The organism is Flavobacterium sp., assembly GCF_050696275.1.
Lineage (GTDB): Bacteria > Bacteroidota > Bacteroidia > Flavobacteriales > Flavobacteriaceae > Flavobacterium.
In genome coordinates this window covers 160,600-185,835 of sequence record NZ_JBOGUT010000002.1, presented here as the reverse complement: position 1 = coordinate 185,835, position 25,236 = coordinate 160,600, and the positions used below count along the sequence as shown (strand labels likewise).

Annotated in this window: 22 protein-coding genes and 2 tRNA genes; 9 read left to right on the top strand and 15 right to left on the bottom strand. The window is 36.7% G+C overall.

What is annotated here, in order from left to right; genetic code table 11:
* Window positions 1–393: a 30S ribosome-binding factor RbfA gene (gene rbfA / locus ACRDEC_RS02255; protein ID WP_431496702.1), complete on the bottom strand. Its 393-nt coding sequence runs from the start codon at window positions 391–393 to the stop codon at window positions 1–3.
* Between the two features lie 183 nt (window positions 394–576).
* Between rbfA and mce the strand changes: the two genes are divergently transcribed.
* The 3 genes from mce (at window position 577) to ACRDEC_RS02240 (ending at window position 1,530) form a co-directional block, all read left to right on the top strand.
* Entirely contained in the window at window positions 577–981 is a 405-nt protein-coding gene (gene mce / locus ACRDEC_RS02250) for a methylmalonyl-CoA epimerase (protein ID WP_431496701.1), read from the top strand.
* 45 nt (window positions 982–1,026) lie between these two features.
* Window positions 1,027–1,100: transfer RNA gene (locus ACRDEC_RS02245), tRNA-Ile, on the top strand.
* A gap of 262 nt (window positions 1,101–1,362) precedes the next feature.
* Window positions 1,363–1,530 (top strand): hypothetical protein, encoded by a 168-nt coding sequence (locus ACRDEC_RS02240; RefSeq protein WP_431496700.1) that lies wholly within the window; start codon window positions 1,363–1,365, stop codon window positions 1,528–1,530.
* A 45-nt stretch (window positions 1,531–1,575) separates the two neighbouring features.
* Here the strand turns inward: ACRDEC_RS02240 and bioB are convergent, their stop codons facing one another.
* The 3 genes from bioB to ACRDEC_RS02225 all read right to left on the bottom strand — a co-directional run bounded on the left by bioB (window position 1,576) and on the right by ACRDEC_RS02225 (window position 4,298).
* Window positions 1,576–2,664, bottom strand: coding sequence for a biotin synthase BioB (gene bioB / locus ACRDEC_RS02235; protein WP_431496699.1), 1,089 nt, complete (start codon window positions 2,662–2,664; stop codon window positions 1,576–1,578).
* Between the two features lie 127 nt (window positions 2,665–2,791).
* A complete protein-coding gene (locus ACRDEC_RS02230) occupies window positions 2,792–3,238 on the bottom strand; it encodes a hypothetical protein (RefSeq protein WP_431496698.1) in 447 nt (148 codons plus the stop codon).
* A gap of 127 nt (window positions 3,239–3,365) precedes the next feature.
* Complete coding sequence (locus ACRDEC_RS02225; RefSeq protein WP_431496697.1) at window positions 3,366–4,298, bottom strand: bifunctional riboflavin kinase/FAD synthetase; 933 nt, start codon at window positions 4,296–4,298, stop codon at window positions 3,366–3,368.
* Window positions 4,299–4,470: 172 nt separating this feature from the next.
* Here ACRDEC_RS02225 and ACRDEC_RS02220 point away from each other — a divergent pair, with 172 nt between their 5' ends.
* Window positions 4,471–7,269, top strand: a complete 2,799-nt coding sequence (locus ACRDEC_RS02220; RefSeq protein ID WP_431496696.1) for a reprolysin-like metallopeptidase — start codon at window positions 4,471–4,473, stop codon at window positions 7,267–7,269.
* 122 nt (window positions 7,270–7,391) lie between these two features.
* Window positions 7,392–10,673 carry a reprolysin-like metallopeptidase gene (locus ACRDEC_RS02215; RefSeq protein WP_431496695.1) on the top strand — a complete coding sequence of 1,094 codons (3,282 nt, stop codon included), beginning with the start codon at window positions 7,392–7,394 and terminating at the stop codon, window positions 10,671–10,673.
* Between the two features lie 52 nt (window positions 10,674–10,725).
* On the opposite strand, the gene ACRDEC_RS02210 is transcribed toward ACRDEC_RS02215, so the two are convergent.
* The 4 genes from ACRDEC_RS02210 to ACRDEC_RS02195 form a co-directional block, all read right to left on the bottom strand.
* On the bottom strand, window positions 10,726–11,283 hold the full coding sequence (locus tag ACRDEC_RS02210; RefSeq protein WP_431496694.1) for a hypothetical protein: 558 nt from the start codon (window positions 11,281–11,283) through the stop codon (window positions 10,726–10,728).
* Window positions 11,273–11,839, bottom strand: a complete 567-nt coding sequence (gene pth / locus ACRDEC_RS02205; RefSeq protein ID WP_431496732.1) for an aminoacyl-tRNA hydrolase — start codon at window positions 11,837–11,839, stop codon at window positions 11,273–11,275. The genes ACRDEC_RS02210 and pth overlap by 11 nt, the downstream gene beginning before the upstream one ends.
* Before the next feature lie 187 nt (window positions 11,840–12,026).
* Entirely contained in the window at window positions 12,027–12,638 is a 612-nt protein-coding gene (locus tag ACRDEC_RS02200; protein WP_431496693.1) for a 50S ribosomal protein L25/general stress protein Ctc, read from the bottom strand.
* 29 nt (window positions 12,639–12,667) lie between these two features.
* Complete coding sequence (locus ACRDEC_RS02195) at window positions 12,668–13,609, bottom strand: ribose-phosphate pyrophosphokinase (RefSeq protein WP_431496692.1); 942 nt, start codon at window positions 13,607–13,609, stop codon at window positions 12,668–12,670.
* Between the two features lie 258 nt (window positions 13,610–13,867).
* Between ACRDEC_RS02195 and ACRDEC_RS02190 the strand changes: the two genes are divergently transcribed.
* Window positions 13,868–13,947 (top strand) — tRNA-Leu (locus tag ACRDEC_RS02190).
* A gap of 85 nt (window positions 13,948–14,032) precedes the next feature.
* Here ACRDEC_RS02190 and ACRDEC_RS02185 read toward each other — a convergent pair.
* The 4 genes from ACRDEC_RS02185 to greA form a co-directional block, all read right to left on the bottom strand.
* Entirely contained in the window at window positions 14,033–14,473 is a 441-nt protein-coding gene (locus ACRDEC_RS02185) for a LexA family protein (RefSeq protein WP_431496691.1), read from the bottom strand.
* Window positions 14,464–15,738, bottom strand: a complete 1,275-nt coding sequence (locus ACRDEC_RS02180) for a Y-family DNA polymerase (RefSeq protein ID WP_431496690.1) — start codon at window positions 15,736–15,738, stop codon at window positions 14,464–14,466. Before ACRDEC_RS02180 ends, ACRDEC_RS02185 begins: the two co-directional genes overlap by 10 nt.
* 94 nt (window positions 15,739–15,832) lie before the next feature.
* Window positions 15,833–16,222: an HIT family protein gene (locus ACRDEC_RS02175; RefSeq protein WP_431496689.1), complete on the bottom strand. Its 390-nt coding sequence runs from the start codon at window positions 16,220–16,222 to the stop codon at window positions 15,833–15,835.
* Between the two features lie 64 nt (window positions 16,223–16,286).
* Window positions 16,287–16,763, bottom strand: a complete 477-nt coding sequence (greA, locus tag ACRDEC_RS02170; protein ID WP_431496688.1) for a transcription elongation factor GreA — start codon at window positions 16,761–16,763, stop codon at window positions 16,287–16,289.
* A gap of 162 nt (window positions 16,764–16,925) precedes the next feature.
* On the opposite strand from greA, the gene ACRDEC_RS02165 reads away from it, so the two are divergent.
* Entirely contained in the window at window positions 16,926–17,351 is a 426-nt protein-coding gene (locus tag ACRDEC_RS02165; RefSeq protein WP_431496687.1) for a Rieske (2Fe-2S) protein, read from the top strand.
* A 32-nt stretch (window positions 17,352–17,383) separates the two neighbouring features.
* Here the strand turns inward: ACRDEC_RS02165 and ACRDEC_RS02160 are convergent, their stop codons facing one another.
* The 3 genes from ACRDEC_RS02160 to ACRDEC_RS02150 form a co-directional block, all read right to left on the bottom strand.
* On the bottom strand, window positions 17,384–19,543 hold the full coding sequence (locus ACRDEC_RS02160; protein WP_431496686.1) for a TonB-dependent receptor: 2,160 nt from the start codon (window positions 19,541–19,543) through the stop codon (window positions 17,384–17,386).
* A 213-nt stretch (window positions 19,544–19,756) separates the two neighbouring features.
* Window positions 19,757–20,506 carry a UDP-2,3-diacylglucosamine diphosphatase gene (locus ACRDEC_RS02155; RefSeq protein WP_431496685.1) on the bottom strand — a complete coding sequence of 250 codons (750 nt, stop codon included), beginning with the start codon at window positions 20,504–20,506 and terminating at the stop codon, window positions 19,757–19,759.
* A 132-nt stretch (window positions 20,507–20,638) separates the two neighbouring features.
* Complete coding sequence (locus ACRDEC_RS02150; protein ID WP_431496684.1) at window positions 20,639–21,610, bottom strand: C1 family peptidase; 972 nt, start codon at window positions 21,608–21,610, stop codon at window positions 20,639–20,641.
* Window positions 21,611–21,762: 152 nt separating this feature from the next.
* On the opposite strand from ACRDEC_RS02150, the gene ACRDEC_RS02145 reads away from it, so the two are divergent.
* Window positions 21,763–22,611 carry a hypothetical protein gene (locus tag ACRDEC_RS02145; protein WP_431496683.1) on the top strand — a complete coding sequence of 283 codons (849 nt, stop codon included), beginning with the start codon at window positions 21,763–21,765 and terminating at the stop codon, window positions 22,609–22,611.
* 136 nt (window positions 22,612–22,747) lie between these two features.
* Entirely contained in the window at window positions 22,748–25,153 is a 2,406-nt protein-coding gene (locus ACRDEC_RS02140; RefSeq protein WP_431496682.1) for a DUF7619 domain-containing protein, read from the top strand.
* Window positions 25,154–25,236 lie beyond the last annotated feature (83 nt).

Below are 25,236 nucleotides of genomic sequence, written 5' to 3'. Positions count from 1 at the left end.
TTACAATTTCTTTCTTTTATCTAATAATTCACGGTTTTCAATTGGGTTTTCTTTCCCGGTAAGCGCATTATCAATTTTTTCAATATAATCCAAACTGTCATCAATATAAAAAGACAAGTTAGGAACTTTGCGTAATTGCAGTTTTACTCTTTGCGACAAATCATGTTTTATCAATGCCATATTCGATTTTACGGCTTCCAGTATTTCCGGCGCTTTATCTGTTGGGAAAACGCTCAAATATACTCTGGCCACACCTAAATCTGTAGTTACACTAACTTTAGATACTGAAATTACAAGATTTGTAATTCCGTTTTTTCGGATTTCACCCTGCAGAATATCTACTAAATCTTTTTGTAGAACACCGCCTATTTTTTTCTGTCTATTCGTCTCCATACCGCAAAAGTACAATTTTTTTAAGTGAAATATTTAGAAGCGAATCATTTGTGTATTTTTGTTGTCTGTTTTTCCGGCTTTCGCCTTTATCTCATTCCGTTTCACTGCATGAGGATATTGGCTCTATCCGGGCTAAACGGAAACAACAGGCCTCTTTGCAAACATAGTGATTAAACAATGATAATGAGAAAAATTGAACATATAGGTATAGCTGTAAAAGATCTTGAGGTTTCGAATGCTCTTTTTGAAAAGCTTTTTGGTGCACCGGCCTACAAACAGGAAGAAGTGGAAAGCGAAGGAGTAAAGACTTCTTTTTTTAGGAACGGACCAAATAAAATTGAATTACTGGAAGGTACTAATCCTGAAAGTCCTATTGCCAAGTTTATTGAGAAAAAAGGGGAAGGGATTCATCATATCGCTTTTGATGTAGAGGATATTCTGTCAGAAATAAAAAGATTGAAAGAAGAAGGGTTTGTTGTTTTGAATGAAATTCCTAAAAAAGGAGCTGATAATAAGTTGGTTGCGTTTTTGCATCCCAAAGGTACAAATGGCGTACTGATAGAATTGTGTCAAGAAATTGAAGATTAATTTTGAGAATAGCAAAATATATAGTAATATTGCACTCTCTAAACCGGTCCTATAGCTCAGCTGGTTAGAGCACCTGACTCATAATCAGGTGGTCCCTGGTTCGAGCCCAGGTGGGACCACGATTATTGAAAAACCTTTCAAATTGTTGAAAGGTTTTTTATTTTAGGTGAGAATGCATGTTATCTTAAGATGAATAAAACGTTGATTTAAAATATTTTAGATATTTTTTTAAAATTTAATTGTTTGAATCAAATATTTCACTTAATATTGTCACAAAGTTGAATTGAGGGTTGATGAAGCATCAAAAATCCTACTATAAAGATTTTATTATTTATGAATATTGCTCCAAAAAAAATAACCTTTAGCCTTATAGCTATTACTATGGCTTTTATTAGTACTCATGCAGCACCTCCATCTGGACCACCGCCGCCGGAACCTAATATTTTGCCACCTGGATTTCCAATCGATGGAAACATTGCATTATTGTTTTTTGCAGCTACGCTTTATGGAATTTATGTACTTAAGAAATTTAAGTTACAATCTAAATAAAAAAAAGCTCCTGATTTATCAGGAGCTTTTTTTTATTTGTACTTTTTAGTTTTTGCCTTTTTGTGATACTTCAAGATTTCTTTCAATAGTGTGGCTTGGTCTTGACCATTTTGGCTTCTCACCCAAAGATTGGAATTGTGAATCTTCTGCTTCAACTGTCTCTGGTTGTGATACTTTTGTAAAAGGTTTTTGTGGAATCAATCCTAGCATTTCAAACATTTTCATATCTTCGTTTACATCGGGATTAGGAGTTGTAAGTAATTTATCTCCTGCAAAAATAGAATTTGCCCCTGCAAAAAAGCACATTGCTTGTCCTTCTCGGCTCATATTCATTCTTCCTGCTGAAAGACGAACTTGAGTTTCGGGCATCACAATTCGAGTTGTTGCTACCATACGGATCATTTCCCAGATTTCTACTGGTTTTTCTTCTTCCATTGGTGTTCCTTCAACAGCTACTAGTGCGTTAATTGGCACTGATTCGGGCTGTGGGCTTAAAGTTGATAGCGCTACAAGCATCCCGGCTCTGTCTTCAATGCTTTCTCCCATTCCTATAATTCCACCGCTGCAAACAGTAACGTTGGTTTTTCGAACATTTTCAATAGTTTGAATTCTGTCTTCAAATCCTCTGGTTGAAATGACTTCTTTATAATATTCTTCTGAAGTGTCTAAATTATGATTGTAAGCATATAGTCCGGCTTCGGCAAGTCTCTGTGCTTGGTTTTCTGTAATCATTCCAAGTGTACAGCAAACTTCCATGTCAAGTTTATTAATAGTTCTCACCATTTCTAATACTTGGTCAAATTCAGGTCCGTCTTTTACATTTCGCCAGGCAGCTCCCATGCAGACCCTTGAAGATCCGGATGATTTTGCGCGTAACGCTTGTGCTTTAACTTGTTGAACGCTCATTAAATCGTTGCCTTGAATGTCAGTATGATAACGAGCTGCTTGTGGGCAATAACCGCAATCTTCAGGACAACCGCCGGTTTTTATAGAAAGTAAAGTAGATACTTGTACAACGTTTGGATCGTGATGTTCACGATGCGTGGATGCTGCTTCATAAAGCAAATCCATTAGTGGCTTGTTGTAAATGGCAATTATTTCCTCTTTCGTCCAATTATTTCTTGTTATACTCATAATAGCATCTTATTGTTGAGGCCAAAAATAAGGATTTCAGATTAAACTTTTGTATTGAAGATGATTTAAACGCAAAAATGTTTTCAATACTAAAGAGTACTAAAAACATTTTTATGATGGCATGGATTTATTTTAAAATTCTTTTACGCGTGTCTTTCCAGTATTGCATTAACGTAAACGTAATGATTATGGAGGAAGCGATTCCTTCAAACAGTAATCCTAAGCAATACTGATACATGGATGGTTCTCCGGCGCCAAAGAGAAAATTTTCTGAAAGTTTTTCCAAATAAGCATTTCCGCCTTTTATTGATATGTATATAAGTAAGGCGGCTACACTTAAAAACACTCCAATTAAAGAGGTTAATGTTCCTGAAATTAAATTTGGCAAATAATCTGTTTTGCCTTCGTGGTAGTTGGATTTAATCGTTTTATTTAAAAAATAAACAACAATAAAAATATTTAGAACCCTGAGAAGGAAAATATCGGATAAACCTAAAAACTCCATCGTGAGAAAATAAATCCCAATACTGATAAAAATTAAAATGCCATTATTTACTTCTTTAGATAGATTCATAATAATTAATTTTAATTAAACAATTGGTTAAAAACACAACCGACTCTCTATCAAAAGTATTTAATAATTATGAAAAAAGCAAGTCTTTAACAAACTAATTGCGATTTATAAAATGAATTTTTGAATATTATCTGTTTTTAGAAAAATAAAGTAAAGCGGTCTCCCGATCGTTTTGGAGTTGGAGTTTTAAATCGTCAATTGAGTGGAATTTTACTTCGTTTCGGATAAATTTATGTACACCTATTGTGATTTCCTGATCGTATAAATCCTGATTTATATCAAAAAAATGAATTTCAATAGAAAGGTTTTTTCCGTCAACAGTGGGCTTGTTGCCAATATTCATCATGCCTTGGTGTGTTTGGTTATTCCAAAAGCCCTCTACTATGTACACGCCGTTTGCCGGAATGATTTTCTGAAGATTTTCTATCACTATGTTTGCTGTTGGAAAATCAATAGTTCTTCCAAGCTGTCTTCCTTTTACAACTTTGCCCGAAAAAGAATAAGGATAGCCTAAATATTGATTGGCTAAAGCGATGTTTCCTTCTAGAATTGCATTTCTGATTTTGGTGGAACTTATTGAAATTTCATCAATTTCTTTTGCTGAAATCTGTTCAACATCGAAATGGTATTTTTGCCCGAATTGGATTAAATCATGGATGTCTGAAGCTCTGTTTTTGCCAAATCGGTGATCATATCCGATAATTATTTTCTTAATGTTGAGTTTGTCTACCAGAATTTTTTTTACAAATTCCTCGCCTGTCATCTCGGAAAATTCGGTGTCGAACGGATGGATGATTAAATTATCAACCCCTTTCTTTTCTAAAAGAAGTATCTTTTCTTCGTTTGTATTCAACAACTTAATATTGCTTTCTGCTTGTAAAACACTTCTTGGGTGTTGGGAAAAAGTAAGTACAACGCTTTCTAAATTGCGATTTTCGGTATTGTTTAAAATTCGATTGATGATTTTTTGATGACCCAAATGCACGCCGTCAAAAGTACCAAGCGTGACTACGGTTTTTTTGACGCAATTAAATTCAGAAATAGAATGGAATACTCTCAAAGTGAAATTTTTAATATAATAGGCAAAGATAAAATTTAGTTTTAAACAGGGGTAAATGCAAGCTGTGAAATAAACATTCCGCAACAAATTTCGGTTTAAAATAAAATATCTATTAAAATATACTTAAATATTGGAAAAATTACTATTTTTGCAGTTATACCAAAAATTATTAATGATGAAAAAACAACTACTATTCACATTCGCTTCTGTTTTTATAGCTTGCCAGCTGCAGGCTCAAACAGACAAACAATGGTCTCAGCATAGGGGAGGAAGTGTAACTACTTCTAAAAATGCAATGAGACAATCGTTTCCTAAAGAGTTTAAATTATTTGATTTAAACATTGATCCTTTAAGACAAACATTATTTTCAATTGCAGGAAATAATGCGTCAAGAAAACAAACCATAATTTCTTTGCCTAATGCAGATGGGCAAATCGAACAATTTGAAGTGTATGAAGCTTCAAATTTCGAACCGGATTTGCAGGCTCAATTTCCTGAAATCAGAGCTTATTCCGGTAAAGGAATCACTGATAAGTACGCAACTTTAAAGTTGAGTATCTCTCCACAGGGAATTCAGACTATGGTTTTCAGAACCGATAAAGAAAATGAATTTATTGAGTCTTATTCTCAAGATAATACTGTGTATGCCGTATTTAAATCTCAAAGAAATAAAGGTAAATTAAGCTGGAAATGTGCAACTGATGACGAAAAATCATTGCTTGATACAGGTTCGCAATTGCCAAGTACAAACCGTTCAAGTACTGGGCAATTAAAAACAATGCGTTTGGCTCAATCATGTACAGCTGAGTATTCTAATTATTTTGGTGCATTCAGTGTAGCTAACGTTGGATTGGTTTTAACTGCAATCAATAATACATTGTCTCGTTGTAATGGTGTTTACGAAAAAGATTTAGGTTTGCATTTAAATCTGGTAGGTTCTTCTACAAATGTAATTTATTACAATCCGGCAACTGACCCTTATTCTGATGCCGCTGCAGGTGCTGCAGGTGCTTGGAATGCTGAGTTGCAAAATACATTAAGTGGTAATCTTACAGGTGTTGGAACTACATTGGCTGCTAATAATGCTGCGTATGATATTGGTCACTTGTTTGGAGCCAGTGGTGGTGGAGGTAACGCAGGTTGTATCGGTTGTGTTTGCGTAGATGATACTGCAAGTACAACAGATAAGAGAAAAGGAAGCGGATATACTTCTCCTGGAGACGATGTTCCTCAGGGAGATAGTTTTGATATCGATTATGTAGTGCATGAAGTAGGTCACCAATTAGGAGGTAACCACACATTCTCTCATGGAAATGAAGGATCTGGAGTAAATATGGAAGTAGGTTCCGGGGTTACTATCATGGGATATGCCGGGATTACAGATTTTGATGCTGCGGTACACTCTATCGATGCTTATCATGCAGCTTCTATCGCTCAGATTCAGGCTAACTTAGCAACAAAAACTTGTCCGGTTACGACTGCAATTACGGCTAACAATGCAACGCCGGTAGCTAATGCTGGTGCAGATTATACAATTCCAAAAAGCACTCCGTTTATGTTGACTGGTTCTGCTACGGATGCTAATGTAGGTGATGCACTTACATACAGCTGGGAACAATACGAAAATGACGCAGCTGCTCAAACTGGTGCAGCTAGTGCAGCTTCTGCTACAAAAGCAACAGGACCAAACTGGATATCTTTAGCTCCTTCTGTTTCTCCAATAAGAGTTTTCCCAAGAATGTCTTCAGTTTTGGCTAATTCAGTAACTACTGCAGGTCCGGAAATTAATATTGAAGCTTTAAGTTCAGTTGCAAGAACATTGCCATTTAGATTAACAGTAAGAGATAATGCGGCTTTTAGTGGTGTTGCGCCGATTAAAGTTGGTCAAACTGCTTTTGATGATATGACTCTTACAATTGATGCTACAAGAGGTCCATTGTCAGTAACTTCTCAGAACGTAGATAATCAAAGCTGGGCGAGAGGATCTTCTCAAACAATTACTTGGGCTGTAAATAGTACTAACACAAGTACTGGTGGAACAAATGTTGACATCTTGTTGTCTACAGATGGAGGTTTAACTTACCCTACTGTTTTATTGGCTGGTACACCTAACGATGGTTCTCAGTCTATTACAGTGCCTAACATTTCAGCGATGAATTGTAGAGTTATGGTAAAAGCAAGTGCAAGTATTTTCTTTAATGTGAATACAAAACCTATTGCAATTGGTTATACTGTATCATCAACTTGTAACACGTATTCAAATAACACTGCACTTCCTGTACCAGATGGTGCTGGAGCTAATACACCTGGTGCAATAGTTTCTAAAACGATTACAGTTCCTGGCCCATCACCTGCAGCAGGTATTTCAGATGTGAATGTTACTTTAGGATTTACACATACTTATATTGAAGATTTAGTAATTGCGATAGAGCACCCAGATGCAACTCAGGTTACTTTATGGAACAGAAACTGTGATAACGCTCCAACTACATTAACGTATACTTTCTCAGATGGCAACCCGTTAGTTCCTGCTACAGGATGTAGCGCTACTACAGGTACGTTTGGTGCGCCACAGGCTTTGTCTGCTTTTAATGCTAAACCTACTAATGGTACTTGGACATTATTGGCTGGGGATTTCTATAATGGAGATGTTGGAACAATTAATGCATGGTCTGTTGAGATTTGTTCACAAACATTTACATTAGGTAATGAAGAGTTTGAATTTGATAACTTCTCATTATTCCCTAACCCGAATAACGGAAGCTTTACTGTTAAATTTGACAGTACTTCAAACAACGACATCAAAGTTAATGTTCATGATATAAGAGGAAGACAAGTGTATGAGAAATCATTCTCTAACACAGGTGCTTTCAATCAAAATATTAATTTAGATAAAGTACAGTCAGGTGTTTATTTAGTATCTATTATTGATGGTGCTAAGAAAACTGTGAAACGTATTGTTGTAGAATAATAATTTCTCGATAAATATTTAAAACGCAAGCTATTCGCTTGCGTTTTTTTTTAACAAAAAACTTGTAAATTGTTATTTATTTAATATTTTAGCCAAAAACTTACCAATATCAAAAAAACCAAATGAAAAAACCAATACTTATTTTATTTTTTGCTATTTTGTCCTTTACTTCGGGTTTTGGGCAAAATCTCTGGAACAAGGTTTCCAGTGAAAGATTAGCTCATGCCGATAAAATGGATCGTTCTTCCATGCCAGGCAAGTACGAATTATTCTCCCTAGATTTTCAGACGTTAAAAAATCAGCTAAGACAAGCTCCTTTAGATTCACAAGGCATTGTGTCTAACCTGATTGTTTCTTTTCCTAACTCTGAAGGAAAACTGGATAAATACCAAATTTATGAAGCTCCGGTCATGGAGCCTGGTTTGGAAGCAAAATTTCCAGACATCAAATCCTATATAGGTAAGGGAATTGACGACCCAACAGCTACTATTCGTTTTAGTGTAACCCTTTTTGGATTGCATACTATGACATTATCCGGAAGAACAGGAACTTCATTTATTGATACTTATACTAAGGATTTAAGCAACTATATCGTGTATAGGAAATCGGATGTATTACCTACAAAACAATTTCAATGTTTGGTAAATGATGCCGATCGACCACAGTTAGACAACTCAAATAAAGTGCCGAATTTAACAACTCATGCCAGTGACGGTAAATTCAGAATTTTTAGATTAGCAATGGCTTGTACTATTGAGTATGCTGCTTATCATGTGAATGCGGCAGGACTTAATGCTGGAACTTTGGCGCAGAAAAAAGCGGCAGTTTTAGCAGCTATGGTTGTTACTGTGACACGTGTAGATGGTGTTTATGAAAGAGATTTGTCAATGAGGATGAATTTGGTTGCTAATAATGATTTGGTCATTTTTATTACCTCAGATAATTTTAATAATACGAATGCACCTACGTTAATCAATCAAAGTCAGACTCAAATTACGAATATAATTGGAGATGCCAATTTTGATATAGGACATACAGTGAGTACAGGTGGTGGTGGTTTAGCTGGACCTTCTCCTTGTGTAACAGGAGCAAAGGCTAGAGGGATTACAGGTTCAGGAGCACCAGTAGGTGACCCTTACGATATAGATTATGTAGCGCATGAAATGGGTCATCAATTTGGGGCAAATCATACGTTTAATGGAGATACCGGAAGTTGTTCAGGAAATAGAAATGACGGAACGGCAGTTGAGCCGGGAAGTGGTTCGACTATCATGGCGTACGCCGGAATTTGCCCAGGTCAGAATGTTCAGCCTAATTCGGATGCACATTTTCATTCTGTGAGTATTGCTGAAATTAATGACTTAATTGCCGCCTCGGCAACGTGTGCAGCTACAACAAATAATGGAAACAGTGCGCCTGTAGTAAATGCAGGAATGAATTATGTTATTCCAAAATCGACTCCATTTATACTGAAAGGAAGTGCAATTGATGCCAATGGAGATGCATTAACGTATTGCTGGGAGCAGACGGATACTGAGGTGTCAACACAACCTCCAGTAGCGACTTCAGCCGCAGGGCCGAACTTTAGATCAAATCCCCCTACAGCTTCTACAGAGCGTTATTTACCTGCTTTAGCAACTGTTTTGGCAGGAAATACAGCTAATACGTGGGAAGTGTGTTCTTCGGTAGCCAGAAATTATAATTTCTCTTTAACTGTAAGAGACAACAGATCGCCTAACGGAGGTCAGACAGGAAGAGACGATATGTCGGTTATGGTAGACGGAGTTGCCGGGCCATTTTTGGTTAGTGTTCCAAATACCAATGTTTCTTGGGCAGCAGGTACAAATCAAACAGTGACTTGGGCCGTGGCAGGAACAGATGCTAATGGTGTTAATGCTAAATTTGTTGATATTTATCTATCTACTAACGGAGGAACATCATTCCCGACATTGTTAGCGAGTAAAGTTCCTAACGATGGTTCGGAAACAATTACGGTTCCAAATACTCCTGGAACAACAAACCGAATAATGATCAGAGGATATGACAATATTTTCTATGATCTTTCGAATACGAATTTCACGATAACTGCTCCTGCATCGACTTTTGCAGTTTCTTTTTCGGGTGTAGCTGGAGAGCAAAATAAATCTGCCTGTCAGGGAACGAACGTATCATATACTGTTTCGTATGCGGCTTTAGGAGGCTTTAGTGGTACAACAACGTTTAGCGCAACAGGAAACCCTTCAGGTTCAACTGTGCTTTTTAGTCCAGCTTCTACAAGTGCAAATGGGTCAGTTGTTATGACGGTGAGCAACACTGCTACAAGTACCGCAGGGCTTTATTCTATTGTTGTATCTGCAACTTCTGGAGCAACAACGAAAACGGTTCCGTTGTATTTTGAGTTATTTAATTCGAATTTTGCAGCAACGGCATTGACTTCTCCAGCAAATTTAGCAATTTCACAGGATGTGGACTTGAATTTGACTTGGGCTGTAAACTCAAACGCCAGTTCGTATGATGTACAAGTAGCAACAGATAATGCTTTTGCAAATATTGTCCGTTCAGGAAACGTGGCTGGTACAACATATGTTGTTTCAGGATTGTCGCAGGGAACAAGTTATTTTTGGAGAGTTTTGCCTAGAAATGTTGCTTGTAGCGGGACATATAGCGCAGCATATAAATTTACAACAGGAACTATTGCATGTAATAGTACTTCATCAACTAACGTTCCGTTAGCAATTGCTTCAACGGCCAACGTTACTATTAATTCTACCTTAAATGTTCCGACTAATGTGACAATATCAGATGTAAAAGTGACTATGAATGTGTCTCACACTTGGATTAATGATCTAACGGCAACACTAATCAGTCCGACTGGAACAGAAGTAGAAATATTTGCTTTACCATGTATCAGTGCAAATATTCTAAATATTGATGCAACTTTCGATAATGCGGGTACAGCTGTTGTTTGTGGTACAAATCCTGGTATTTCCGGTGTTGTGCTGCCGAAAGAATCTCTTTCTGTTTTTGACGGGCAAAATTCAATCGGAACCTGGACATTAAGGATAAATGATGCTTTTAATGGTGATGGTGGATCTTTAAACAGCTGGAGCTTAAATATCTGTTCTGTACAGGCTTTAGGTGTCGATGAAAATAGCTTGCAGGATTTTTCATTGTATCCTAATCCTAATAACGGAGATTTTACAGTTAAGTTTACTTCAGCTTCAAGCAATGATATTAAAGTAAATGTTCATGATATGAGAGGAAGAAAAGTATATGAGAAATCATTCGCAAATACAGGCGCTTTCAATCAGAATATCAGCTTAGACAGTGTACAGTCAGGAATTTATTTAGTGTCTATTATTGATGGTGCTAAGAAAACGGTAAAACGTATTGTTGTACAATAATAAAAGTAGGATAATAAAACAAAGCCCCATTTCTCTCAAGAATGGGGCTTTTTTATTTTGCAGAAGCAGTAATGGAATGTATTATTTGAGGAACTTCGGTAATGGTAAAGTGTAAGCTGAAACGAGCTTCATTGTTTTTCTGTTCCAGTTCAAGATTTCCATCAGTTACTTTATAATAACCGGTTTGTCCGCGACAGAAGCAAAGTCGGCCAAAAAGCATTTTGGTTTTTTGAAGGTTTAAACCGTTAAGAGCAATAGAAGTGTCTGAATGACTGATTTCGAAGATAATTTCTTCTGTATAATGAGCATCCTGAAGGCCTTTCTCTACATTTCTTTTGTATTGGTATAAAATTACAGAAGTTTGAGTATTGTCAGTCATTTGGTAATAGACCGAACCAAATTCATCCGTCTTGACTTCAAGGCTTTTGTTTTTGAACAACTGTACAGTGCATTTACCATCTTCCGGACAAACTGTTTCAATAGTATTTAGATTTGCATCCGAATTCAATACAGCGCTTTTTGGGGAATTACAAGAAGATATAGTCAGCAGCAACATGACGATTAACGGCTTTGTTAGATGATGATATAATAGGGTCGTATTATTTCCCATTGTAACTTGTCATAGTGTTTTCCAGTCCGGCTAAAGCAAATGATTGTATGACTTCAGCACCCATTTCTAAACGTTCAGGCAGTTTTTCTTTTTCATTCTCGTCCCATTCGCCAAGAACATAATCTACCTGTTTTCCTTTTTTAAACTCATCACTGATGCCAAATCTAAAACGAGGGTAATCAGCTGAATTTAAGGTTTGCTGGATGCTTTTCAAGCCATTGTGGCCTCCATCACTTCCTTTTGGTTTTATTCTGATAGTTCCAAAAGGTAAATTCAAGTCGTCCGTAATTACTAATACGTTTTCTTTTTCTATTTTCTCCTTTTCCATCCAGTAGTGAAGTGCTTTTCCGCTCAAATTCATATAAGTATTTGGCTTTAGCAGCAAAAGAGTTCTGCCTTTTAGTTTGCACTCGGCTAGCGCTCCTAATTTTACGGTTTGAAAGTCCAATGCTTCTTTTCGAGCAAAAAAATCCAATACCTTAAATCCTATATTATGTCGTGTATTTACATATTCGGCTCCAATATTTCCTAAGCCAACAATTAAAAATTTCTTCATATCTGCTTCTGTCTGTTCTGTTTTTGGTGTTGAAAACAGATTTTTAATCCATTCAATCATGATACAAAAATAAGATTATTCGATTGTTGAAGGATTAGATTTCGTAAAAAATGTTTGTCACATCTAAAATAAAGGCATAAAAAAAGCGCCTCGTAATGAGACGCTTTTTGAAAAGTATTTCGAAAAATTATTTTTTCTTTCCTTTTGCAGGTGCTTTTGCAGCTTTTGCAGCTTCTTGAGCAGCTTTCATTGCAGCACGTGAAATTCTTACTTGACAAACAACAGTGTTGTCTGGGTGTAATAATTTGAATTTGTCTGAAACTAATTTAGTTACATACATTTTGTTACCCATTTCCATAGAAGAGATATCTGCATCTAAGAAATCAGGTAAGTTTTTAGGTAAAGCTTTCACTTTAAGTTTACGAGTGTTCAAACGTAAAACACCACCTAATAGTACACCTGGAGATGTTCCAACAATTTTAACTGGAACTTCCATAGTTACTTCTTTGTCATCAAATAACTGGTAGAAGTCAATGTGTAAAATTTTGTCAGATACCGGGTGTACCTGAATGTCTTGCAAAACAGCATTGAATGATTTTCCGTTTCCAAGCTCAATCACAACTGTGTGTGCGTTTGGAGTGTAAACCAAGTGTTTGAATGCAGCTTCTTCTGCTGAAAAGTGTACTGGTTGATCTCCTCCGTATAATACGCAAGGAACCGCTCCAGCATTACGTAAGGCTTTAGTCGAAACTTTACCCACGCTTTCTCTTTCTGATCCTTTAATTGTAATCGATTTCATTGAAAAAAAATATAGTTAATAATATAAACTTACATCAAAAATTTTCCACTAATGGAATTGTTGTGGTGCACCATGTGCATTACTTCTGCAAAAAGAGGTGCACAACTCACCACTTTTATTTTGTTCGATTCTCTCTTTAACGGAATAGAATCAGTTACTATCAGTTCGCTTAATTGCGAATTTTCAATCTTTTCATAAGCACTTCCGGATAAAATCGGGTGCGTACATATTGCTCTTACGCTCAATGCTCCTTTTTCGATCATTAAATCGGCGGCTTTCGCCAAAGTGCCTCCCGTATCAATCATATCATCTACCAGAATCACATTTCGGCCTTTTACTTCTCCTATTAATTCCATAGTGTCAATAACATTGGCTGCTTTTCTTTGCTTGTAGCAGATAACCACATCCGACTCCAGAAACTTAGAATAGGCATAAGCTCGTTTTGAACCTCCCATATCCGGCGATGCAATAGTCAGATTTTCTAAACCTAAGCTTTTTACATACGGCAGGAAAATAGTTGAGGCAAACAAGTGGTCTACTGGTTTTTCGAAAAAACCTTGTATCTGATCTGCATGTAAATCCATGGTCATGATACGTGTAGTACCAGCGCTTTCCAATAATTTTGCAACCAATTTAGCTCCTATCGGGACTCTTGGTTTGTCTTTTCTGTCCTGACGTGCCCATCCAAAATAAGGAATTACAGCGGTAATATGCCTTGCTGAAGCTCTTTTTGCTGCATCTATCATTAGTAACAACTCCATCAGATTGTCTGAACTTGGAAATGTTGAACACACGATAAATACGCGCAATCCACGAATGGACTCTTCATAAGACGGCTGAAATTCACCATCACTATATTGCGAGAACGTAACCTTTCCTAGCGATACACCATAGCTTGCGGCTATTTTTTCAGCTAGATAAACACTTTGCGAACAGGCAAATATTTTTGCTTCGGGTTCTAGGTGTGGCATTAATATGTTGTTTTTATTCCGCTGCGCTCCATACAATTCGGCTTTATTGTTTATCTAAAGCCAAATACATACAAACGCCTCGGGTGTAGTTAGTTAGTTGTAATTCCGTTTTACCGAGGTGCAAATTTAGGAATTAAATTGAACTGGGAAAGATAAATTTTAAGTATTTTTTGAAGAATTGTAGAAAAAAGTTTTACATTTGCACTCACGAAATCAAAATTAATGATCTCATAAGGATTTTAATTTTGTGTCCACTACGCCCGGATGGCGGAATTGGTAGACGCGCTGGTCTCAAACACCAGTGGGAAACCGTGCCGGTTCGAGCCCGGCTCCGGGTACAAAACCTCTCAGAAATGAGAGGTTTTTTTGTTTGTAGACTTTACTTTATTGTTTGTTAATGCAAAAAAAGCGTAGGCAAAAAAGTTATACTGCTTTTATGACATACGTCACTATGCCCCAGATTATTAATTGTTTTTCTTCGGTTACTTTTATAGGACTGTAGTTTGGGTTTTCTGGCATCAGATACAAGCAGTCTTTTTCGAGTTTGATTCGTTTTACGGTAAATTCTCCATCAATACAGCAAATGGCAATTTTGTTATTTTGAGGTTCAAGGCTTCGGTCCACTACAAGAACGTCTTTGTCATTTATTCCGGCATCAATCATCGAGTTTCCTTTAACCTTAATGTAAAACGTAGCTAATGGATTTTCGCTTAATACAGCGTTCAAATCAATATTGGTTTCCATAAAGTCAGCTGCAGGCGAAGGAAATCCCGCAGAAACTCCTTCTGCTATAAAAGGAATTTTTAACTCACTTTCAAAATCAGGACGGAAAAATGAGAGGTTTTTGTTTTTTTCTAATGGCATTTTATTTCGAGAATTTCTTTGAAGTTGGTAGTGTATCTTGGTGACAAATGATTTTGATTCATATCCCAGGTTAGTTTTAAATTCTGATTGGCCAGTTTTACTTTTTTATCCCCTATTTTTTTATTGAGTGAATCTATAGTTTTCATTAAATTGATGTGCTTTGGATTTTCATCTTCAAATAAATGAAACTGTTTGCTGTCTTCAGGAATGAGTTCCGTTACAATAACACCCGCCTTTTTGAATTTTACATTCTCATTCCCAAGATGTAATTTTTTTAAAATTTGGATGGCTGTGTTTGATATTGTTAAGCTGGAATTTGTTGCAAAAGGCAAAGTAATGGCCATGTTGAAATAATATTTTTGACTTTCAACCCTGTGTTTGTCGATGACCAGCATGACAATGATCGTGTGGCAGCAGGATTTTTGGAGCCGTAGTTTTTCGGCGCAGACAGTGGCAAAAGTTGAAATGCGTTCTTTTAGCAAATCGAAATCTGAAATTTGTTTTGGAAAACTTCGTGTGATGGCGATGCTCTTTTTTTGTAAATGAACGGGCTCTAAATCTAAAACAGCTTTGCCTTCCAATTCATATTTTAATCTGAGCCCGGTAACGCCCATTTCTTTTCTGATCCAGTTTTCATGTTCCGGAGCAATAAAATCGAAAGCTGTTTTGATGTTTCGCAGTTTCATTTTCTTATTCATGCGATAGCCTATGCCCCAAACATCTTCTATTTTTGTCCATTTCAAGGCTTTGATTCGAGATTCTTCAGAGTCAATCATGTAAACTCCTTGTGTTCTGTCCTGGAATTTTTTAGCGATTTTATTGGCTACTTTGGACAATGCTTTAGTAGGGGCGAAGCCTACACAAATTGGAATTCCAATCCATTTATGCACGCGTTTTTTCATTTGCAGGCCGTACTCATGATAATTGGAAATGGTTAAGCCATCAAAATTGAGGAAAGCTTCATCGATGCTGTAAATTTCAACATTTGGGGTAAATTGCTCCAAAATTTTCATAACACGTTGGCTTAAATCACCATAAAGCGGATAATTGGATGAAAAGACTTTTACGTTTTTTTCTTTTATAAGCGCTCTGATTTTAAATTCAGGAGCGCACATAGGAACTCCGGCGGCTTTAGCTTCATTGCTTCTGGAAATGACGCAACCATCGTTATTTGATAATATCACGATAGGTTTCCCGTTGAATTCCGGTTGGAAAACACGTTCGCAGGAAGCATAAAAATTATTACAATCGACTAAAGCGTACATGATGTAAAATTACGGAATATCGTTTTACGGAGTTGTTTATAAATAAAAAAACCTCTTCGGAAGAAGAGGTTTTGTATGTCTTTTTGAAACTATTTTACAAGTTGCTTTGAATCTGTCTGGCTAATTCTTCGAATTCTTCCGGCGTTAAACGGACTTTGTTTTGAAAACGCATTTCGTCCATTTCATTCAACGGAATAAGGTGTACGTGAGCATGCGGTACTTCAAGCCCAACGACTGACATGCCAATTCGTTTGCAGGGAACAGTTTTTTCTAATGCCACAGCAATTTTTTTGGCGAAAGCCATCAACCCTAAATACAAATCGTCTTCGATGTCAAAAATCTTATTGATTTCCTGTTTCGGGATGCATAAAGTATGTCCTTTTGCATTAGGATTTACATCAAGAAAAGCTAAGAAATCAGCATCTTCTGCAATTTTGTAACAAGGAATTTCCCCGTTTACTATTTTAGTGAAAATTGAAGCCATTTTTTAGATTGTTAGATTTTTAAACCCTAGACAATACGCAGGGATGAACAAAAGATTGAAAAAATTAATCTCTGGAAATCTCAAGGATTTCGAATTTTAAAATGCCGTTAGGAACATTGATTTCGGCTATCTCTCCTACAGATTTCCCTAATAATCCTTTCCCGATTGGGGATGTTACTGAGATTTTACCGGTTTTTAGATCAGCTTCGCTTTCAGCAACTAAATGGTATGACATTTCCATGCCATTGGTTTGGTTTTTGATTTTTACATGAGATAAAACCAAAACTTTTGATACATCCAGTTGTGATTCGTCAATTAAACGCGCATTTGAGTATACCTCTTCCAGTTTTTTAATCTTCAATTCCAAAAGACCTTGAGCTTCTTTTGCAGCATCATATTCCGCATTTTCAGACAAATCACCTTTGTCTCTTGCGTCAGCAATGTCTTGTGATGCTTTGGGGCGTTCTATACTTTTAAGTTGGTCTAATTCTTCTTTTAATTTTTTTAATCCTTCTGCGGTATAATAAGATACTGTACTCATAACTTCATCGTTTATATAAATAGAAAAAATCCCATAGCGACGGGATTTCTTTCTACAAAGATATTATTTTTTATTTCAATCTGAAATTTATTTGCTATTCCTATGCATTACAAAGTTAATTAAATTAAATTTGTTCTAACAATTAAAAGTTATTTTTTTAAAATGAAAAAGTATTTATTTCTAGTCGTAGCTTTAATTGCTTTATCCTGTTCGAAGGATCGAATTGCAAATAGTAATCCGTACTTGCAGAACGTTGGTTTTTCCAAAGAAATCAATACTAATCTACCTTCTTACAATGGTTTGCAATTTCCAAGTAATCCAATCTTAATAACGGATCCCGATGCGGGGATAAAAGGAATTATTGTAATGAAAGTTGGGACTAATGATTATAGAGCTTATGAGGCAAGTTGTCCTAATCAGTATCCAAGTGATTGCTCACGGATGACGCTGGACGGGATTAATGCGAAATGTCCATGTGAAAATTACGAATACAGTTTGTTTACCGGAGTGGGAAGTGCACAATATCCATTAAAAGCATATAGAGTAGAGGCAAATAGCGACGGAAGCGTAATTAGAGTTTATAATTAAAAAGAAAAGGAGCCAATCGGCTCCTTTTCTTTTTAGAATTTTAATGTAAGCCCTGCCAGAATATTGGCTCCTGCCTGAGGGTAATAACCAGCGCCTTCAATTGTTGTGATGGCTGGCGGATTTGACCAATCGTCATCATATGTATAAAAGTAACCGTTCGAAACATACTTCTTGTTCAGTACATTATTAGCTAATACCGAAACTATAATCGATTTGAATACTTTTTTAGGTTCAATTTCATAGGTGATACTCAAATCATTAATGAAATAACTGTCCAATTTAGAAAATTCGGAATCAATATTCCCCATAAATTGCTCACCTACAAATTTTGATAATAATGAAATCTGTAACGGTTTTAATGGTGAAAAAGTAAGAATATTCCCGGCAATAATTTCTGGGGAATACGAAACGTTTGTTTCACCCAGATTTTGTAAAACGCCATCACGCTGGAAATAGAAATTTTGATTTTTACTTCGGCTTACAGCAATATTCGGTTGAATTGACCATTGGTTTGAAAGTATGATTTTAGCATCAACTTCCAATCCTGCTCTATAGCTTTTTCCGCTGTTTTCTGCAATAGGAGTTCCTACATCGTTTAAGGTTCCGGTTAGTACCAATTGGTCTTTGTAACGCATGTAATAAGCGTTTATGTTCAGTTTCGTTTTGGTATTCGCAAAACGCCATCCCAGTTCGAAATCGTTTAGTCTTTCCGGTTTTACATTACTGTTTTCGAAATCTTCACGCTTAGGTTCACGATTGGCATGAGCATAAGAAAAATAAATATTGTTGTTTTCGTTTGCTGAAAATGTCAATCCTGCTTTTGGATTGAAGAAATCAAAAGTTTCATTTATAAATTCGGGCTGAACTCCATTGGCTTTATAATTCACCTTTCTGAATTGCAAATCACCAAAAATATTCAGCTGCTTTACAATCTGATAATTGGCTTTGGCAAAAAAGTTCAAATCGGTCTTTATACCGAAATCATCATAATAATAATCACCTAATTCGCTGGTTGAAGCAAATCGGGCCCAGATTACTTTTCCAAAATGCAGTCCTTCATATTTGTTAGCGCCACCGCCGAAAATTACAGCCAGTTTTTCGTTTTTATAATTAGCAGAAAAAGTAGTGCCGTAAAAATCGTTGTTCAGCCATTTCTGACGGATTAAATCAGTTGTGGTTCCTGGGCCTGCCGGAGTTAAATTGTAGTCTGCAAAAGCAGCATTTTCCTTGTAATTTTCATAAAACCCTTTGCCTTTGGTGTAATGGAAAGCGAGATTGGTATTCCAGTTTTCAGAAATTGTTTCGTTCCAATGCAATTGGTAATGGTCTTGCTGGTAATTGTCGACTTCATTGTCATAAAATCGGATATTCCCAAATTCGTCAGTATACATTCCAGCCGTATTGAAAGTCCTGTCGTTTTTTAATTTTTCCGGATCTTCAATTCCGTTCCAGGATTGGTAGGTAATTTCTTTTCCGCCAAAAACCAAGGCTTTGATTTTTGTGCTTTTACCAAGATAGGAGCCTTGCAGGAAATAGGATTTTAAGTTGGATGATGCTCGGTCAATATAGCCGTCTGAATTGATTTTTGATAATCTTCCGGAAATTTCAAAATAATCATTCATAAGTCCGGTGTTGAATTTCACTGTGTGCTTGTGTGTGTTGAAACTTCCGTAGGAATTTGAAATTTCACCGCCTGCTTTGGTGTTTGTTGCTTCGGTCAGTAAGTTTAAACTGGCACCAAAAGCTCCCGCACCATTAGTAGATGTTCCTACACCGCGTTGCAGCTGGATGCTTTCTACTGAAGAAGCAAAATCAGGCATGTTTACCCAAAAAGTTCCATGACTCTCGGAATCATTGTAAGGTATTCCGTTGATGGTTACGTTTACACGAGTTGCATCACTGCCCCGAACACGGATGCCAGTGTAGCCAACGCCATTTCCTGCATCGGAAGTAGTGACAACTGAAGGTAAAAAATTCATTAAAACAGGTATGTCCTGTCCGAGATTTCGTTTGGCAATTTCTTTTTTGGTGAAATTTGAAAAGGTGACCGGTGTTTTTTCATTGGCGCGAACGGCTTGCACCATTACTTCTTCAAGGTTTTTGGTTTTTGTGGTGTCAATTCCCTGTGAAAATGCACCAACACTACATTGCATACAGATTACAGCAATGACAAAATGGAATAAAGTTTTCATTCGTAAATGATCTACGAATAAAAGGGGTAATTATTCTTTTTAAAATTAATAATAGGTTGTTTACAGTAGTGATAACTCAGAAGTTCTCTTTACTGTATTTATCCCTTGGCAACATTACTTGCCCAGGTTCGTTGGGTATAATCTCAGCTCGTTATTTGGAGCACCCCTTTGAGACGTCGCAAAATTAGTCTATTTTTTGCGAAATGAAAAGAATTAGTACTTTTTAAGTTCGAAAGAATTCCCGTCGAAAACACCGTAAGTGAAATACCCGATCCAATCGCCCAGATTGACGTATTTTGAACTTTCGTTTAGTTTGATTTCCATTGGTAAATGACGGTGGCCAAAGACAAAATAGTCGTAATGTTTTGTTTCAAGCTTTCGTTTGGCATATTGTACCAGCCATTCGTTATCTTCTCCTAAAAACCGAACATCTTCATCTCCTGAAATCAGCTTGTTTTTTACAGATAGGTATTGTGCCAGTTTTACGCCAACATCAGGGTGAAGCCACCTGAAAAGCCATTTTGAAAAAGGATTTGTGAACACTTTCTTCATGCGTTTGTACCCTTTGTCGCCAGGGCCAAGGCCATCTCCGTGTCCTATAAGAAATTCTTTATTGTTAAATGTGAATTCCTTAGTTGTATGATAGACAGAAATATTGAGTTCTTTCTGAAAGTAATCATCCATCCATAAATCATGGTTTCCTACAAAGAAATAAACAGGGATTCCGCTGTCGCGTATTTCTGCAAGTTTGCCTAAAACTCTGACAAAACCTCTCGGGACAACTGTTTTGTATTCAAACCAGAAATCAAATAAATCACCTAATAAAAAAATGGCTTCAGCGTCTTGTTTTATTTCATCAAGCCACGCAACAAATTTCTGTTCTCTCGGGAAACTGGCTTCAGGAGTAGGCGCTCCTAAATGTTGGTCGCTGGCAAAATATATTTTTTTAGAAGAAGGTATCATTTGGTTTTATTTGTTCCAAAGATAAGAATTGTTCAATTAATTTTACGCTCCTGTTTGTATAGCAAAAAAGCCTCAATTAATGAGGCTTTTTTCAGTTCTGAGATTAACTTAACCGAAAATTAAATTACAAAACTATTGTGCTGCGTTAGCTGCTGCATTTGGAAGTATACATCCCATCCAATTGAAAGCACCTCTTGTAATGTTGTCGTAAGTAACATAAAAATAACCGCTGCGCCCCCATGATGCTCCCCAGGAATTCAAAACTTTAAACTGACGTGTTGCATCATCATATCCCACAATGCAAACGCAGTGACCTCCCTGACGTGAACCGTACAGGCTTGACCAAACATGGTTGTATAATCTGATATCATAGAAACTCTGGTTCACATCAAAACAGGCGGCAACAGGGTAATTTTGGTTTAGATAGTATTTAATATCATTCACATTGGTTGTGCTGACATTAAACCATCCGCTTGTTTTTCTGCCAGATGCCCATGTTTTTTGTTGTGTTGTCGGCTGAGTATAACATCCTCCGGAAACATATGGCATTTGCGAATTGCTGCACTGTCCTTGATTTTTAATCAGATTCATTGCGTCATTTGGGTAAGAGCCTGCACCGCAGTTTCCTAATTTGATTTGATTGTAAACATAAGCAGCGCTTCGTAAAGCTCCGGCCCAGTTCGATTGGTGAACGGAATTATTAATGTAGCGCGTTATCCCGTGAGCAGCATATCCAACACCCCATCCCACACATGAACCTTCATTTCCCTGATCTCCTACTGGTGGTAATGGGACATACTTTGAGGTTACTGCTTGAGTTGAAAATGCATTTCTTTGTTCTGCCAGGCTTAAATCCGGACGTAATGTTGCAATTTTTGATTGATATTCTGACGGAGATAAAAATTTAATGCTTTTTAAATAAGCTTCAGAGAAAGGTTCGCATCCGTATCTTCCTTTGTCTAAAAGGTTTATCTTTCCATCCATTAATTTCTCCTGACTGGCAGTGTTATCGGCTTTTTCGTTTTCACATGAAGTCAAAACGAGAGCGCCAAAGAGGATGAATCCTAATTTTTTGCCCCATGATTTTAGAAGGTTTTTTTTCATAAATTTGGTTTTTAGTAGTTAAAAATTTTAATTATCCAAAAATATTGTTAAAATTTGCACAATTTGTCGTTAAAGTTGACCACATCTTTAACTTATCTTTACCATAGATTGTTTGTGGAGTTTGGATGAACTGTTAATTAGCTTATTTGAATATGGAAAACATTATTGAAGAATTAAAAATCGGCATATTAAATGCTCCTCCAGTTCTTAATAGTTCTTTAGTGAGTGTTAAAAATTGGAAAAGAGCTCAGTATATCATTCTGTCTGAAATTATTTCAGAAAATTTATCTAAGTCGGTTTTTATGCAAGGTTCCAGAAAACACGAATTGGGGACCACGATTTCCAGCACGACACTTCACCGTATTTTTACCAACGATTATTCCAATTCTGAAAATTCAGATTTACGGTTTCTTAAAACATTGGATAAGCTGGCTATTTTTATCGGATACACTTCTTTAAATCATTTTTTGTCAAAAGAAGTCGTTGTAAATGAAATGGAAATGAATGCCGCTTCGGTAACGGTCAAAAATGAAGAGATGCTTCTTGGTTTTGAGAAACTGATAACTAATTATTGCCAGGAAGAATTCAACAGTCTGCTAAAACTTCCGGAAGTCGATTTAGGCAATTTATCCCATTTTATTTTTGAAGACGGGCCTCTTACACAAAGAATTCATGATTTGATAAGTCAGATAGCGCAATTGGGTTATCAGTTAAATACGCTTAATAATAGGTCAAATTTCGAATTGTATGATTTTAAAATATGTTCGCTAAACGATACTTTGGCTGTAATTACGGCACAGGAATTCTGGAATCTTGATTTTAGGGATGATGATGGTAATTTCCGCAACGCATACAGTCATGTCAATAAACAAACTTATTTTATCAAAAAGCAGCATGATGTCTGGAAAATTTGGGACAATCATAATCCGGATTACAAAACAATCATCAATGATATGTCTGAAAATATGCGAAAAAAAATTGAAACCCCATTTCGCATGTAACAGAATAGGACTTGTTTGATGTTTAGAATCTTACTAGTTTAATGGATTCTTATTTTTCTTACTTTTTTAACAATTTAATAGAAGGTAATTAATTACTTTTATCATCTTAAGCCTAAAATTGTTAAAAAAACTACTTATGAAGAGAAACTACTATCTAACCTTATTTTTATTTCTTTTTGTTTTTATCGGTGGCTATGGGCAATGCAACTCCCCAAGCTCAATCGCTGTTGCCAATATTACACAAACCTCTGCTCAGCTTAGTTGGGTTGCCAACGGACAAACTGCATGGGAAGTTGTAGTGCAGCCAAGCGGTGCTCCTGCGCCAACAGTTTCTGATTCGGGGATTGCTACAACTTCTACTCCTTTTGCCATAACAGGATTGACTGGATGTACTTCGTACCAGTTTTTTGTAAGATCAGTTTGTGCTCCGGGAGTCACCAGTAATTGGGTTGGCCCTTTTCATTTTTCTACCAGTTCTACATTGAGTTGTACAGCTACTGTAAATGGCAATACTGCTACAGTAATTGCAACAGGAGGTACTGCACCCTATCAATATTCTGTAAACGGAGGGCCTTATGCGAGCAGTCCTGTCTTTGGGTTTCTCTCACCAGGAACATATGCTATGCAAGTCAGAGATGCTTTCGGCTGCACTTGTACATCAGTAGTGGTCATAAACAGTTTCGGGCTTACTATCAGCGCAATACAAGGCAATCCCGCCAGCACGCTAATTGCGGTAATAAATGGCGGAACAGCACCTTTTACGTATCAGTGGGGATTAAATGCAACGACTATTTCAGCAGCAACAGGTAACAGTTTAACTGTTTCAGGACAGCCTGGTACCTATTCGTTAACAGTGACAGATGCCAATGGTTTAATAGCTACAGCAACCTATACTGTATTTGCAGTTCCAATTTACGCTAACGATGATGCCATTACGATGTATCCTATAAACGGAGGGAATTCGGTTTCGTCTGTCTCAGTATTAGCAAATGATATGACAGATGGATATCCTGCAAATCCCAATAATATTACGCTAACACCATTAACTGTTCCGACTGGATTTTCTTTAAACCCTGACGGTACAATCAGCGTTTTACCGGGTACGGCTTCAGGAACGTATTCGTTAACCTATCAGATATGTTTTCTTTCACAATCGGCTTATTGTGATTCTGCAACAGTTACCATTACAATAATGAATGAAGGTATTTTGCTCAATGCTTTTATTGATACCAATAACAATGGAAATCAGGAAGTTGGAGAGCCTGATTTTATTCACGGGCAATTTGGTTATGAACTAAACAATAACGGTACTGTAAATCATGCTTTTTCGGCTAATGGAGAGTATTTCATAAGTGAAAACAATCCAATAAATTCTTACGACTTAACGTATGTGATTGATCCGGCATTTGCGGGACAGTATGCAGTAGCACCTGCTTCGTATTCGAATGTAAGCGTATCTGGTGGCATTACGGTTTATAATTTTCCTGTAACTGAAATACCTTTTACAGATTCAGCAGTGTTCATTTATGCTTATACGCCACCGAGACCTGGGTTTACCTATACCAATTATTTAGTATATCAAAATAATGGGAATCAAATGATGACGTCAGGAACAGTAACCTTCAATAAAGATAGTGCTGTTGCAATAACAAATGTTTCTCCAGCTGCGACTACAACAACAGCTACGGGTTTCACTTATGATTTTACCAACTTAGCACCTGGGGAATCAAGAGTTATTGAAGTTGCCATGCAGGTTCCTACCATTCCTGCGGTAGCATTAGGAGGCATATTGACCAACACAGTTTCTGTAACAATGCCAGCAGGAGATATTAATATTGTGAATAACAACAATAATTTGTCTCAGGTAATAGTAGGTTCGTATGACCCGAATGATATAACCGAAAGACACGGAGGCAAAATTGTACATTCGGCTTTTACAGCGAATGATTACCTGGCGTATACTATTCAATTTGAAAATACCGGAACTTTTTATGCTGAAAACGTTAGGGTAAACGATGTTTTGGATGCTAAACTGGATGAAACTTCAATAAGAATGGTAAATACCAGCCACAATTATACTTTAAACAGAGTTGGAAACGACCTGAACTGGAATTTTAACGGAATCGATTTACAACCAGCTGAAAAAGGCTATATTACTTTTGAAGTAAAACCAAAAGCAGGATTTGCCATCGGAGATATTATTCCCAATGCGGCTTCTATTTTCTTTGATTTTAATCCGCCAATTGTTACGAATATTTTTAATACCGAATTTGTTGCCAGTCTTAGCGTTCCTCAATTCGAAAATAATCCTTTCCTCGTTTATCCTAATCCAACCAATGGATTGGTTACAATTTCATTAAAAAACAATACCGATAAGATTGATGCTGTTGTTGTGAATGATATGTTAGGAAAAACGGTGTACGCCAAAACAATTGATAATCCGATTGCTGAGGTTGATTTATCCCGCTTGTCTGCTGGTATTTATTTTGTAAAAATAAATGTTGACCAACAGGAAAAAGTAATGAAGATTGTGAAGCAGTAATTTCGGCTGAAGCCAAAGAAATAAAAATCCCGTCTTGTTTATAACCAGACGGGATTTTTTATTTAAAGTCGTTTAGCCTTAGA